Annotated in this window: 7 protein-coding genes; 4 read left to right on the forward strand and 3 right to left on the reverse strand. The window is 66.4% G+C overall.

What is annotated here, in order from left to right:
* Nucleotides 1–385 precede the first annotated feature (385 nt).
* The gene (locus BLR66_RS13000; RefSeq protein ID WP_093287260.1) at nt 386–970 is read right to left on the reverse strand and encodes a Dps family protein; all 585 of its coding nucleotides are present in this window, start codon (nt 968–970) and stop codon (nt 386–388) included.
* A gap of 84 nt (nt 971–1,054) precedes the next feature.
* Here BLR66_RS13000 and hrpA point away from each other — a divergent pair, with 84 nt between their 5' ends.
* Nucleotides 1,055–5,164: an ATP-dependent RNA helicase HrpA gene (hrpA, locus tag BLR66_RS13005; protein ID WP_093287264.1), complete on the forward strand. Its 4,110-nt coding sequence runs from the start codon at nt 1,055–1,057 to the stop codon at nt 5,162–5,164.
* 93 nt (nt 5,165–5,257) lie between these two features.
* On the opposite strand, the gene BLR66_RS13010 is transcribed toward hrpA, so the two are convergent.
* Nucleotides 5,258–5,779, reverse strand: coding sequence for a hypothetical protein (locus tag BLR66_RS13010; protein ID WP_093287922.1), 522 nt, complete (start codon nt 5,777–5,779; stop codon nt 5,258–5,260).
* Between the two features lie 78 nt (nt 5,780–5,857).
* Between BLR66_RS13010 and BLR66_RS13015 the strand changes: the two genes are divergently transcribed.
* Both BLR66_RS13015 and BLR66_RS13020 read left to right on the forward strand, forming a co-directional pair.
* Nucleotides 5,858–8,011: a RelA/SpoT family protein gene (locus tag BLR66_RS13015; protein ID WP_255402592.1), complete on the forward strand. Its 2,154-nt coding sequence runs from the start codon at nt 5,858–5,860 to the stop codon at nt 8,009–8,011.
* A gap of 152 nt (nt 8,012–8,163) precedes the next feature.
* Complete coding sequence (locus BLR66_RS13020) at nt 8,164–9,591, forward strand: tetratricopeptide repeat protein (protein ID WP_255402593.1); 1,428 nt, start codon at nt 8,164–8,166, stop codon at nt 9,589–9,591.
* Between the two features lie 66 nt (nt 9,592–9,657).
* On the opposite strand, the gene BLR66_RS13025 is transcribed toward BLR66_RS13020, so the two are convergent.
* Nucleotides 9,658–11,754 (reverse strand): glycosyltransferase, encoded by a 2,097-nt coding sequence (locus BLR66_RS13025; RefSeq protein WP_093287269.1) that lies wholly within the window; start codon nt 11,752–11,754, stop codon nt 9,658–9,660.
* Nucleotides 11,755–11,849: 95 nt separating this feature from the next.
* Here BLR66_RS13025 and mrcB point away from each other — a divergent pair, with 95 nt between their 5' ends.
* Nucleotides 11,850–14,258, forward strand: coding sequence for a penicillin-binding protein 1B (gene mrcB, locus BLR66_RS13030; RefSeq protein ID WP_093287273.1), 2,409 nt, complete (start codon nt 11,850–11,852; stop codon nt 14,256–14,258).
* The last annotated feature ends 108 nt before the right edge of the window (nt 14,259–14,366 follow it).

The raw sequence follows: 14,366 nt of genomic DNA on the forward strand, positions 1-14,366 counted from the left end.
GCGGGGTCAAGCCCCGCATTCCGGGTATGCCGGAGACGGTGCTAAGGCTTGGCCGATTGTTCCGGTAAGGGTTTTCCGTATTCGGGGCAATATTTTGAAGTAGTGCGGTCGCATTCGCAGAGAACGCAGTGAAGAAGACCACGCGCGCCGCTAGCTTTTCTCCTCTCCCCTTGTGGCGCCCGAAGGGTGTGCAAGGCTGAGAGGATGCCCGGAGGGCAGGAGACGGGTGCGCGAGCGCAGCGCGTGCTTTTGGACCTCATCGTTCAATACACGCCTTATCTGTTGGTGCTGAAGGCTCCGGCGCACCCTCTCCCGGCCTTCGGCCACCCTCTCCCATCAAGGGAGAGGGGGTCCCACACCCGTTTGGAAAAAGCGCGGGAGGGAGTTACTGCAGCAGCGAACGCAGCATCCAGGCGTACTTCTCATGGGTCTGCAGGCGCTGGGTCAGCAGGTCCACGGACGGGTCGTCGCCAGCGCTGTCGGCGGTCTTGAGCACCTTGCGCGCGGTGCGGCATACGGCTTCGTTGCCGACCACCAGCTGGCGCACCATTTCGTGCCAATCGGCGCTATGGGTCAGGCCGGGTTCCTCGGGAATGGAGGACAGGGCGACGAATTCGCGGTACGAGCCGGGCGCGTTGTAGCCGAGCGCGCGGATGCGTTCGGCCACTTCGTCCAGCGCCGTCCACTGCTCGGTGTACTGGGTCTCGAACATCGTGTGCAGCGAGTTGAACATCGGGCCGGTGACGTTCCAGTGGAAGTTGTGGGTCTTCAGGTACAGCGTGTAGCTGTCGGCGAGGAACCCGGAAAGACCGTCGGCGATCTTCTTGCGATCGCCGCTGCCGATCCCGATATCGATGTTGGGCGCGGTAGGCGCGGCGGCGGCCAATCGGGCCGCGGCGGGTGAGGTCGCCGGCGCCTTGCTCTTGTCCGGCTTGCTGCTTTTGGGCTTGCTGCTCTTGGTCTTGGCCATGCGGGGCGCTCCTTAAGGTGGGATAGGCGACAATAAACAAGGTAACGCATGTTGTGTAATCAAAAGATTCACTGCCACTGATCGATGGGTGCTTCCGAAGCCGAAAACAAGGACCTGCCTGCCGCGCGCCGTGCCATAGACGGAGCGCTGACCCGCGACCGTGGGCGATTGCACGGCCTGTGGTCGCGCTGGCAGGCCAAACCCGCCGACCCGGCCGCCCGCGCCGCGTTCGAACAGGCGTTGGCGCTTTCCAGCGCCAAGATCGCCGCCCGTGCCGCCTCCGCGCCTGCGATGACGCTGGACGAAGCGCTGCCGATCGCGCGCGAAGCCGAAAAGATCGTCGAACTGATCCGCGCCCATCCGGTGGTGGTGATCGCAGGCGAAACCGGCTCCGGCAAGACCACCCAGCTGCCCAAGCTGTGCCTGGCGGCCGGCCGCGGCGTGGCCGGCATGATCGGCTGCACCCAGCCGCGCCGGATCGCGGCGCGCGCGGTGGCGCGGCGCGTGGCCGAGGAGCTCAAGACCCCGGTCGGCGGCGCGGTCGGCTTCCAGGTGCGTTTCAACGACCAAGTCGGAGACGACACCCGCATCAAGTTCATGACCGACGGCATCCTGCTGGCCGAGATCGCTTCGGACCGCTGGCTCTCGGCCTACGACACCATCATCGTCGACGAGGCGCACGAGCGCAGCCTCAATATCGATTTCCTGCTCGGTTTCCTCAAGCAGCTGTTGCGCAAGCGCCGCGACCTCAAGGTCATCGTGACCTCGGCCACCATCGATACCGAACGCTTCGCGCGCCACTTCGACAACGCGCCAGTGATCGACGTGGAGGGCCGCACGTTTCCGGTGGAAGTGCGTTACCGGCCTTTGGAAGAGATGGGATTGGGGATTCGGGATTCGGGATTCGTAGAAGCGGATCGTCGGACGCCATCGGTATCACGACCCGCTGCTGCTGCGAATCCCGAATCCCGAATCCCCAGTCCCACCCTCACCGTCAACGACGCCATCGTGGCCGCCATCGACGAGATCACCCGCCAGGACCCGCGTGGCGACGTGCTGATGTTCCTGCCCGGCGAACGCGAGATCCGCGACGCGCACCAGGCGCTGGAGCGACGCAAATACCGCGAGACCGAAGTGACCCCGCTGTACGCGCGGCTGTCGGCGCGCGACCAGGACAAGGTCTTCAATCCCGGAACCAAGCGCCGCCTGGTGCTGGCGACGAACGTCGCGGAAACCTCGCTCACCGTGCCGCGCATCAAGTACGTGGTCGATCCCGGCTACGCGCGCGTCAAGCGCTACAGCCCGCGGCAGAAACTCGACCGCCTGCATATCGAACCGGTGTCGCAGGCCAGCGCCAACCAGCGCAAGGGACGTTGCGGCCGCATTTCCGACGGCATCTGCTACCGCCTGTATGCGGAAGCCGATTTCCAATCGCGCCCCGAGTTCACCGATCCGGAGATCCGCCGCTCCAGCCTGGCCGGGGTGATCTTGCGCATGCTGTCGCTGGGGTTGGGGCGCATCGAGGACTTCCCGTTCCTGGAACCGCCTGACGAGCGCGCCATCGCCGACGGCTGGCAGCAGCTGGGCGAACTGGGCGCGGTCGATAAAGACAGAAAACTCACCGCCATCGGCAAGCAGATGGCGCGCCTGCCGGTCGATGTGAAGCTGGCGCGCATGCTGGTGGCCGCGCACGGCAATGCGTCGTTGCGGGAGATGACGGTCATCGCCTCGTTCCTGGGCATCCAGGACCCGCGCGAGCGTCCGCCCGAAGCACGCGAGGCCGCCGACAACGCGCACGCGAAATTCGCCGACTCCAGATCCGAATTCGTCGGCATCCTCAAACTGTGGCAGGCCTATCGTGATGCCCACGAAGAGCTGACCCAATCGAAGCTGCGCGATTGGTGCGAGCGCCACTTCCTGGGCTTCCTGCGCATGCGCGAGTGGCGCGAGCTGCACCGGCAATTGCTGCTGATGTGCGCCGAACTGGGATGGGAACTCAACGAAGGTTCCGCTTCAGTGAAAGTTGGCGAAGGCATCCCCCCTTTGAAAAAGGGGGGCAGGGGGGATTTGCTCTTGGCGCGAAAAGCAAATCCCCCTCAATCCCCCTTTTCCAAAGGGGGAAGACAAGCGGGCGACGAAGGTTTGCCGGCAGAGGGCATGAGTCTCGCCGCTTATGTCTCGCTGCACCGTGCCTTGCTCGCCGGCCTGCCCACCCAGATCGGCCACAAGACCGAGAAAGGCGATTTCCTCGCCCCCCGCCAGCGCCGCTACCACTTGTTCCCGGGCTCCACGCTGGCGAAAAAGCCTCCGGCATGGGTGTTGAGCGCGACCTTGCTCGACACCGCGCGGGTGTGGGGCATGACCAATGCCGCCATCGAACCGGACTGGGTGATCGCCGAGCTGCCGCATCTGCTGGCGCGCAAGCATTTCGACCCGCACTGGTCGCGCGCGCAGGGCCATGTGCTCGCATCGGAGCAGATCAGCTTGTTCGGGCTGGTGCTGGCGCCGAAGAAGCCGGTGCACTACGGCCGCATCGCGCCGGTCGAGGCGCACGACATCTTCGTGCGCCAGGGCTTGGTCACCGGCGAGATCAACACCCGCGCCGGTTTCGTCGCCGACAATCTGAAGACGCTGGAACAGGCGCGCGAAGAAGAAGCCAAGCTGCGCCGCGCCGGCATCGTCGCCGACGAGGATTGGCAAGCGCGCTGGTACCTGGACCGTATTCCCGCCGATCTGCATTCCGCCGCCGGGCTGGATGCCTGGTACAGGACGCTGGCGCCGGAAGCGCGCCGCGCGCTGTACTGGTCGCTGGCCGACCTGTTGCCGGGCGAAGGCAGCGAAGAAGACCGTTTCCCGAAATATTTCCCACTTGGCGACGCGCGTTTGCCGCTGCATTACAAGTTCGAGCCGGGCGCCGTGGACGATGGGGTGACCCTGGAAGTGCCTGTGCATCTGCTCAACGCACTGGATGCCTCGCGCCTGTCATGGCTGGCTCCGGGCTTCATCGCCGACAAGGCCGCCGGCCTTATCCGCAGCCTGCCCAAGGCGATGCGGCGCAATTACGTGCCCGCGCCCGATTTCGGCCGGGCCTTCGCCGAGGCGTTTCCGAAATCAGGCGCCGACGACATCCGTGGCGAACTGGCGCGCTTCCTCACCCGCGCCACGGGCGCTGCCGTGGCCGCGCTGGATTTCGACGACGCTGCGCTGGAACCGCATTTGCGGATGAACCTGCGCTTGCGTGCGGAAGACGGCAAGGTGCTGGCCGAGTCGCGCGACCTGGACGATCTGCGCATGCGCTTCGGAGAACGTGCCGGGCATGCGTTCGCCGCGCGCGCCGGTCGCGAGATGGCAGCGCAGGGGCTGCGCGAATTCCCCTCCGCGCCGATTCCGTTGCAGGTGCCGGGCGAAGTGGGCGTGCCGGCCTATCCGGCACTGGTGGACGAGGGTGAGAGCGTGGCGCTACGCGTCTTTGCCGACCGGGCCGAGGCGGCGATCGCGCATCCGCAAGGCGTGCGCCGGTTGCTGGACATCGCCTTGGCCGACAAGGTCAAGCAGGCGCGCAAGCAATTGCCGGTGTCGCCCAAGACCGGGCTGCTGTATGCGGCGATCGAATCACAGGAACGCCTGCGTGGCGATCTGGTGGAAGCCGCGCTCAATGCGGTGCTGGCCGAGGGACTAGGCGACATTCGTGACCGCGAGGCTTTTGAGCGCCGCAGCGAGGACGCTGCGCGCAAGCTGTTCGCCGAAGCCATGGAGCGCCTGAAACTGGCCGAGGCCATCCTTTCCGCCGTGGCCGAACTCAAGCCGCAGCTCGAATCCAAGCTGATGGGCTGGGCCAGCGGCAACCTGGACGACCTGCGCGGCCAACTGGCGTCGTTGGTGCATCCCGGTTTCCTGCGCGACACTCCCGCCGACGCGCTGGCGCAATTTCCGCGCTACCTGAAAGCCATGCGGCTGCGCGCGGAACGTGCATTGCGCGATCCCAGCCGCGACCAGGCGCGGATGCTGGAATTGCGGCCGTTCCTGGAAGCGCTCGACCAAGCCGCCGCGCGCGGGCGCCAGTCGGATCCGGCCTGGCAATCGTTGCGCTGGGATCTGGAGGAGCTGCGCGTGTCGCTGTTCGCGCAAGAGCTGGGCGCACGCGCGGGGATTTCGCCGAAGAAGATCGCCCAGCGGATAGCAGCGCTCAGCTGAGTAGGTCGGGGCTACGCCCCCGACGCATGCGATGCCCGCGCGCCCGGATGCCGCTTGGGTCGGGGGCGTAGCCCCGACCTGCGGCTGGGCGCGTTACTTTATGCGGCGGACTTTGGCGGCGGTGTTGTAGCCGTCTATCTTCATGTACCAGCTGTTGAAGATGCCTGGCTTGATCGAGACTTTGGGATCGGTCTTGCGCACGCCGGGGAGCGTGGCCGGTTCGATCTGTTCCCACACCTGGCCATTGGCCAGAGTGTATTTCTTGCCGTCGGAAAAGCCCTTGAACTCACCGACGATGTTGCTCTCGATGGGCTCGGCGGTTCCGAAATCGAAGAAGCCGCGGCTCTTCGCCACCACTTCCTTGCGGCCTTCTTCCTTCGCCGTCTCGACCGCCTTCGTCGTTTCCTGCGTCACTTTGTGCTGCAGCCACGCATTGAGCGCGGCCAGTTCCTGCGGACTCAGCTTGTCCAGCCCGGCGGCCTTGAACTGCTCGGCGCTCATCTGCTGCTCGACATTGGCCGTCAATGGCGGCGATTGCTGGGCCCAGGCCAGAGGCGCAAATGCGAGCGCCATCAGTACCAAAGGGATGCGAAGCGATTTCAAGTGAGCTTTCATGGCGGCTTTCATGCGGGTGTTCTCCTCCGGGCGCAAGGCGGCTAGTGTAGTCATATCTTCCGCAAAACCATCACCCTGATCGCCGTGACTTCCGCACCGCTGCAAACCTGGCTGCAGTCCCGTTCAGCCGACGGATTGGCCCCGGAAATGCGGGCCACCCTCGCCGATGCCGCGCTGCTGCCCAATCTGGAATCGGGCATGCCCGATGCCTGGCCCGTGCTGACCGATACGCTCGAGGCATTGGCCGGCCTGTCGGCGGAAGGCGACGTACTGGTCGCGGCTTTGCTGTTCGGCATCCCCGGCTTGCAAGCAGGCCTGAAAACGCAGCTGGCCAAACAGCCCGGCATCGCGGGCCTGCTGGACGGACAGAATGCGGCGGCGCAGGTCTGGGCACTGCATGCCGAACGTACGGTCGCCGGCAACAGCGAAGGCCTGCGCCGGCTGCTGCTTTCCATCGTCCACGATCTGCGGGTGGTGCCTATCCTGCTGGCCCGGCAGCTGGCGCGAATGCGGGCCGCCGGAAAACTGCCTGCCGCCGACAAGCGCCTGCTGGCGCAGCTGACCCGCGACATCCACGCGCCTTTGGCCAACCGCCTTGGCATCTGGCAGTTGAAGTGGGAGCTGGAAGATCTGGCCTTCCGCTACCTGGAACCGGAAACCTACCGCCAGCTTGTCCAGCAGCTGGACGAAAAGCGCGCCGGCCGCGAACGCTACATAGAGGGTGTGAAGACCACGCTGCGCGCGGCGCTGGCCGAACAGGGCATCGCCGCGGAGATCAGCGGACGGCCGAAACATATCTACAGCATCTGGCGGAAAATGCAGAAGAAGCAGGTGTCGATGGACGAGCTTTACGACCTGCGTGCGGTCCGCGTGGCGGTGGAGGACGTGGCCGCCTGCTATGCCGCACTGGGTGTAGTGCATGCGTTGTGGCTGCCTGTGCCCAGCGAATTCGACGATTACATCGCACGGCCCAAGCCCAACGATTACCGTTCGCTGCATACCGCGGTGATCGGTCCGGAAGGGCGCACGCTGGAAGTGCAGATCCGCACCCACGAGATGCATGCGCAGGCCGAACTGGGCGTAGCCGCGCATTGGCGCTACAAGGAAGGCAAGGGCGGCGACAAGGCCTTCGATCGCAAGATCGCCTGGATGCGGCAACTGCTGGAGCAGAGCGGCGAAAGCGGGCGCGACGAAGCCGAAGGCCTGGCCGGCGAACTCGATGCCCAGCTCGCCGAAGAGCGCATCTACACGCTGACGCCCAAGGGCGAGGTCATCGATCTGCCGCACGGGGGCACCGTGCTCGACTTCGCCTACCACGTGCACACCATGGTCGGACACCGCACGCGCGGCGCCAAAGTCAATGGCCGCATCGTGCCGCTCAACCACCAGCTGCGCAGCGGCGACCGCGTGGAGATCATGACCGCCAAAACCGGCGAACCGCGCCGCGACTGGCTGCTGGCCGCCAACGCATTCCTGGCCAGCGGCCGGGCGCGCGACAAAGTCCGCGCCTGGTTCCACAAGTTGGACCGCGCACGGAACATCCAGGCCGGTCGCGAAGTGCTGGAGCGCGAGCTCAAGCGGCTGGGGCTGCATCACGCCGATCTTGCGCCGATGGCGAAGAAGTTCCATGCCGAAAGCATCGATGACCTGTATATCCAGATCGCCTTGGGCGACGTCGGCCCCAGCCAGATCGGCCGCGCGCTGCACGAGGAACAGCGCGCCACCAGCGAGCCGGCAATGGCGCCCGCGATTCGGCGCCCGCCCAAACGCGCGCCTACGCCTTCGAAGTCCAAGTTCACCGTGCAGGGCGTGGGCAATCTGCTGGTGCAGCTTGCGCGTTGCTGCCAGCCGGTGCCGGGCGAGCCCATCGCCGGCTATCTGACCCGCGGACGCGGGGTCACCGTGCATCGCGCCAACTGCCCGTCGCTGCTGCGCCTGGCGGCGAGCAGTCCGCAGCGGGTGTTGCCGGTGGAATGGGGCGTGGCCGGCGGCGGTTACGAAGTCGACGTGCAGATCCGTGCGCTGGACCGCAAAGGCCTGCTCAAGGACATCACCACGCTGATCGCGCAGGAAGACGCCAATGTCACCGATATCCAGAGCGACAACGTGCGCGGCAGCGGCCAGGTGGCGCTGCGTCTGCGCCTGAAGGTCGCCGACTACGGCCAGCTTTCCATGCTGCTGGGCAAGCTGGATGCGTTGCCCGGGGTCGAAGAAGCGCGACGTTCAGCCTGACTGGGTATGCTGCGGCGGTGACCCGCGACTCCGACAATCCGCCGCGCGGCAAGATCGAACCGGTAGCCGACTGGCTGCAGGAAGTCGAGTTCCGTCGTCCCACCGCAAAACCGGCGGCGCCCATTTGGCGGAGCCGCGGCTGGTGGCGCTGGGTGGCAGCGGTAATTGTGCTGCTGGTGCTGGCGGTCGTGGCCTTCAGGCAACCCCTGGCCGACTTGATCTGGCCCGATATGCGCGTGCAGCGCTTGCTGGACGACGCCGAGCTGGCTTTAAAACAGGGCAGGTTGAGCGCGATCGACGGCACCGGCGCCCGCCAGCGTTTCGAAGCGGCGCAGGCGCTGGACTCGGACCGCAGCGAGGCCCGCGACGGCCTGGCGCGGGTCGCGCAAGCCGCCGTCGCGCAAGCGCGCGGGTATGTACGCGACAACCGTTTCGAACAGGCGCGCCAGTCTCTTGCCCTGGCGCGCGAGCTGCAGGTGCCGCGCGCGGATGCAGACGCCGTGGCCGATCAATTGCGGCAGCGCGAAGTCGCGCATGCGGGGCTGGATGAGCTGATGCGGCAGGCCGGCAGCGCCAGGACCAGCGGCGCGCTGGAAACCGCACTGCCGCTGTACCAGCGCGTGCTGGCGCTGCAGCCGACCCATACCACCGCACTGGAGGGCCGCGAGGACGCGTTGTCCGAATTGCTGCAACAGGCGCGGCTGGCGATCGCTGCGGACGATCTTGCGAAAGGGTCCGCACTGATCGAACAAACGCGCGAATACGATGCCGGCCACGTGGACTTGCCCGACGCACAGGCGCAGCTTGCACGCGCCGTGGAAGCGCGCCGCCGCGACGCCGACGGCGATCTGCGCCGGCTGCGGCTGGAGCAGGCGCTGACGGGCTACCGGCTGGTGCTGGCCGCTTCGCCCGCCGATGCGGACGCGCAACAAGGCATCGAGCGGATTGCCGTGGCTTATGCGCAGCGATCGGCGCGGGAAGCTTCGGATTTCGACTTCGCCGCCGCCCAGGCTTCGTTGCGGCTGGCCCGCGAACTCAGCCCGCGCGCCAGCGTAGTCAGGGAAGCGGAGCAGGCCCTGGCGCGCGCGCGGCAATCGCAATCGCGGCTGGGTTCCACGCTGCCGCTGCGGGAAAGGAAACGGCGCACGGAGAGTTTACTAGCGGCAGTGGAGCAGGCCGCTGCGCGGGGCGAATGGATCGCTCCTCCCGGCGAAAGCGCCTACGACAAGCTGCGCGCCGCGCAGGCGCTCGCGCCGGACGATGCGGCGGTCAAGCGCGCGGCCGCACGCGTGGTGCTGGCCACGCGCGCGTGTTTCGAGGACGAACTGCGCGCCAACCGCGTACGCCGCGCACGCGCCTGTTACGACGCCTGGCAGACCCTGGAGACCCGTGATGCGGGTCTGGCCGATGCGCGTCGGCGCTTGTCCTTAAAGTGGATCGCGGTAGGCGACGAGCGCTTGGGATCGGGTGATGTCGAATTCGCCGCGCAGGCGCTGCAGGAAGCGCGTGGTTTGGACGCGAATGCGCCGGGATTGGCTGAATTCGCTGCACGGGTACGCCGCGCCCAAACCGGCCAGTAGGTCGGGGCTACGCCCCGACGGCATCGCGCGATCGGGGACTACGGGTGTCGGGGGCGTAGCCCCGACCTACAGGAAAATCTTGCGCACTGTTTCGCGCGCCGCATCCAGCGAGAAATGGCGCGCGACATTTTCCAGCCCGTTCCGCGCCAGCCGGTTCCACAGTGCCTCGTCCGAATACAACCGCACCACCGCGTCGGCGAAAGCCCGCGCGTCGTCGGCGACCAGCACGTCGACTCCATCCTGCAGATGCATTCCTTCCACCGCGCACAGCGTGGCCACCACCGGCTGCCCATGGGCCATGCTCAGGTTGACCTTGCCCTTGACTCCTGCACCGAAGCGCAGCGGCGCGACTGCCACGCGCATGCCGTTCATGGCCGCTTCCAGGCTGGGCATGTGACCGTGGATGACAACGCCTTCCTGCGCCAGCGCAGAGATCGAATCGGGAACATCGCCGCCGATGCAATGGAACACCGCATCGGGCAGGCGTGGGCGCAGCAGAGGAAAAACGTCCTGCACGAACCAGCGCACCGCATCGACATTGGGCGTATGGCGGAATCCGCCCACGAAAACAAGATCGCGCCGTTGCGCGAACGGCAAGCCGGGTCCGGCCACTTCATGCAGGTTGGAAAGCACTTCCACCTTGCTGGCGGGGGCGTCCTTGGTGAGTACTTCGCGTTCGGTTCCACTTACCACCAAGGTGGTGTCCGCGGCCGCAACCACCGAAAGCTCGCGTTGCCGGGTTTGCAACGCCGCCTTGGCCAACGCTGCATTGCCAGCCAGTTCGGCGGCGCGCGACTCGCGCAGGTAGTGCAGGTCGATGGTATCCAGCACGAAGCGCGCTTGCGGTGCGTGCTTCCTGGTTAGCGGCAGGATCTTCTCGGCCAGATGGTAGCGGCAAGCCAGCACCACCGAAAAACGCGGTCCGTGCGACGACAGCCAGGCCGGCGGGCTTTGCGAGAACGGCGGGTACCAGACTTCCACGCCCAAGGCCTGCAAGGCAGCCAGCGCCTGCGGCGGCGGTGCGTGTTCGGTGGCCAGGAAAACCACGTGAGCGTTTTCGTGGCACAGCATTTTGATCAGGTTGAACAAGCGCAGCGACGCCGAATCGCGGTCGGGCTGCGGGACAGCCTCGTCGACGATCAGGATCTGCCGCTGATGCGCATGCGCCGTCGCCGGCGTCGGCGTCGGCGACACGCCCGGCGCGGGAAAGGCCGAAAGCGCATCGCGCCATTTGCGTTCGAACAACTCCCGGTTGCGCACCTGATAGGCCTTGGGGCCTTGATTGAGGTCGGTGCCGGAGGTGATGCCTTCCAGATGAACCACGCGCGACGCAGGCTGGTAGAGCACACGTTTCCCGGCTGCGCGCACCGAAAACGCAAGATCGGTGTCTTCGTAGTAGGCGGGCGCATAGCGCGTATCGAAGCCGTTCAACGATTCGAACAAAGCACGCGGAATCGCGATGGCCGCCCCCGAGCAATAGTCGGCGTCGCGCAGGCTGGCGTAGCGCGGATCTTCGGGCGATTCGAAACGCCCGTAGTTCCAGGCCGAACCATCGGAGAACACCACGCCGCCGGCCTCCTGCAGTCGCCCGTCCGGATATATCAGCTGCGCCCCGACCAAACCCACATCGGGCAGGGCGTCGAAGGTATCCAGCAACGCGTCCAGCCAGCCGGGCTGGGGCACGGTGTCGTTGTTGAGGAACACCAGCACCTCGCCGCGCGCACGCGCGGCGCCGTCGTTGCAGGCGGCGATGAAACCGCCGTTGTGCGCGCGGCGGTGGAAATGCAGACCCGCCACCTGCGCCATCCACTCCTGGGTCTGGTCGCTGGAGCCGTCATCGACGACCAGGATCTCGCAAGCGGCCAGCGGCGGATGTCCGGCCAGCGCGCGCAGGCAGGTCAGGGTGTGCGCGACTTGGTTGTAGACCGGCACCACGATGCTGGCGCGCGGTTTGTCGCTGTCGGGAACGGTGAACGGAGCGAACGGCGCCTCGGCGGGAAAATAGAGCTTCGCCCGCTGGGAGGCCGGCGCGCGGCGCAATTGGCGCCGCACCCGCTGCCAGGTGGCCTGCCAGCCGCGCATGCGCAGGCTGGCCATGCCACGGCGGATCAGCCCCAGCGCGCGTTGCCATTGGAAGCGCACATCGGCCAGGGAAATCGACATTCCGGTGCAACTCCAGCTGAGCGAAAGGGTGCTCCGGCCCGTCGCAGCGCGGCGGGCTGCGCTAGACTCGCCGGAATCCATATTGTCGCATCCCTGTGCCGCGCTACGACTACGACGACCAAGACGACGATCAAGACGAACTCGACGACGCCCATCCCTGGCGTCAGCGACTGGTCACCTGGGCACTGGCAGCGCTGGGGCTGGGGCTCGGCTTCCTGATTCCCTATACGCTGTACCTGAACCATCAGGTCAGCCAGCGCTTTGGCGCGCTGCAGTGGCAGATTCCGACCCGTGTGTATGCGCGCCCGCTGCAATTGGCGCCCGGCGTGGCGATGGATGCGCAGACCCTGAAGACCGAGCTGGATGCAGCGTCCTATCGCGACGACGGCGTCGGCGAGCGCCTGGGAACCTATGCGCGCGAAGGCGGCCGCTTCACCATTTCCAGCCGCGGCTACACCGATGTGGACGTCAAGGTGCCCGCACGCAGGGTGCAGGTGTCGCTGTCCGGCGGGCGCGTGGCCAGCGTCCGCGATCCGGTCCGCAAGCAGAGCCTGAAGGTCGCAAGACTCGACCCGGCCCGCATCGCCACCTTGTACGGCCAGAAGCAGGAAGAACGCCGCCTGGTGCGCCTGGAAGAGGTGCCGGAACTGCTGGTGACCGGGTTGCAGGCGGTGGAAGACCGCGATTTCAGCACCCATCACGGCATCGACCTCAGCGGCATGGTCCGCGCGCTGTGGGTCGCCGTGCGTTCCGGCGGCGAGAGCAAGCAGGGCGCCAGCACGCTGACCCAGCAGCTGGCGCGCAGCGGCCTGCTGGGCATCGGCAAGGAAGTCACCGTGCGCCGCAAGTTCAACGAGATCCTGTTCGCCCTGATCCTGGAGGCGCGCTACGACAAGCGCACCATCCTGGAGGCGTACATGAACCAGGTCTACATGGGACAGCGGGGCAGCCAGGCAATCCACGGCGTTGCCGCCGCTTCGGAATTCTGGTTCGGGCGGGAACTGGATTCGCTGACCACCGAACAGATCGCCTTGCTGATCGGCATCGTCAAGGGACCTTCCTACTACGACCCGCGTCGCAATCCCGAGCGCGCGCTGGATCGCCGCAATCTGGCCTTGAACAAGCTGCACGAAACCGGCCTGATCAAGGACGACGAATGGAAACGCGCCCTGGCCGCGCCGCTGGGCGTCACCAAGACCCCGGGCATGGCCGCCGCCAACCGTTTCCCCGCCTATGTGGATCTGGTGCGCCGGCAACTGGCGCGCGACTATCCGGAAAGCGCGCTGCAGGGCGCCGGCCTGAGCGTGCTCACCGGCATGTCGCCTTCAGCGCAGGCCTACGCGGAGGGCGCGGTGGCGCGCACGCTCAAATCGGTGGAAAACAAGCGGCGTCCACCGTTGCAAGCCGGCCTGGTGCTGACCGACGTGCACGACGGCGATGTGCTGGCGGTGGTCGGCAGCCGTAACGTGTCGCAGCCCGGCTTCAATCGCGCGGTGGAAGCGCAGCGGCCGGTGGGCTCGCTGCTAAAGCCGTTCGTGTATCTGCTGGCGCTGGCGCAGCCGGACAACTATTCGCTGGCCAGTTACGTCGACGATTCACCGGTCACCGTGCAACTGGGCAAGGGCAGGCGTTGGACGCCCGGCAATTCCGACAACCGCAGCCACGGCACCGTGCGGCTGGTCGATGCGCTGGCCCATTCGTACAACCAGGCCACCGTGCGCATCGGCATGAAGGTGGATCCGGAGCGCCTTTCCGGCCTGATCCGCGTGCTGGCCGGCATCAAGGCCGAACCGAATCCCGCACTGATCCTGGGCGCGACCGACCAGAGCCCGTATGCGATGGCGCAGTTGTACCAGTTCCTGGCATCCGGTGGCGAAATCCAGCCGCTGCATGCGGTGCGCGGCGTGCTGGATCCGAACGGGAAACTGCTCAAGCGCTACGACAAGACGCCGGCGCCGGCGCAGGAAGGCGATTCCATCGCCGCGCACCTGATCAGCATCGCTTTGCAGCAGGTGGTCAGCAACGGCACCGGCCGCCAGCTGCTGGGCGACGGCCTGGGCCGTCTGCAATCGGCGGGCAAGACCGGCACCAGCAACGATGGCCGCGACAGCTGGTACGCCGGCTACACCGGCGACCATCTGGCGGTGGTGTGGATGGGCAACGACCAGAACGAGCAGACCGGCCTGTACGGCGCCACCGGCGCGATGCGGGTGTGGTCGGGCATTTTCTCGCGTTTGCCCAGCGCGCCGCTGAAAGTTTCCGGCAAGGGATTGGATTGGCAATGGGTGGCCGGCACCAACACCACCGACGCCAGTTGCCCCGGTGCGCGGCAGATTCCTTTCGTGGCAGGTTTCGCTCCGGCGTATGCGGCGTGCGTGGTCGAACCGGTGCCCGATGAAACGGGTGAGGAAGAAGGCGGCTGGCGCAGCTGGTTCGGGTTGGACAAGAAAGAGGAAGAACCATCCGCACCGCCCTCTGAGTCCGCACCTGCTCCTGAACAGTGACGAGAATGATGCTGCGGAGCGATTCTATGCGTGGGTCGGCAGCATTGCCTGATTGCAGCTTTTGCTCGTCATTCCCGCCTTCGCGGAAATGACGGATTTATCCTTTAC

Source organism: Pseudoxanthomonas sp. CF125 (assembly GCF_900104085.1).
Classification (GTDB): Bacteria; Pseudomonadota; Gammaproteobacteria; order Xanthomonadales; family Xanthomonadaceae; genus Pseudoxanthomonas_A.

Bases quoted from the DNA above. Each gene is read 5' to 3' on its own strand.
- BLR66_RS13000 (WP_093287260.1), bottom strand. From the start codon at position 970: ATGGCCAAGACCAAGAGCAGCAAGCCCAAAAGCAGCAAGCCGGACAAG.
- hrpA (WP_093287264.1), top strand. From the start codon at position 1,055: ATGGGTGCTTCCGAAGCCGAAAACAAGGACCTGCCTGCCGCGCGCCGT.
- BLR66_RS13010 (WP_093287922.1), bottom strand. From the start codon at position 5,779: ATGAAAGCTCACTTGAAATCGCTTCGCATCCCTTTGGTACTGATGGCG.
- BLR66_RS13025 (WP_093287269.1), bottom strand. From the start codon at position 11,754: ATGTCGATTTCCCTGGCCGATGTGCGCTTCCAATGGCAACGCGCGCTG.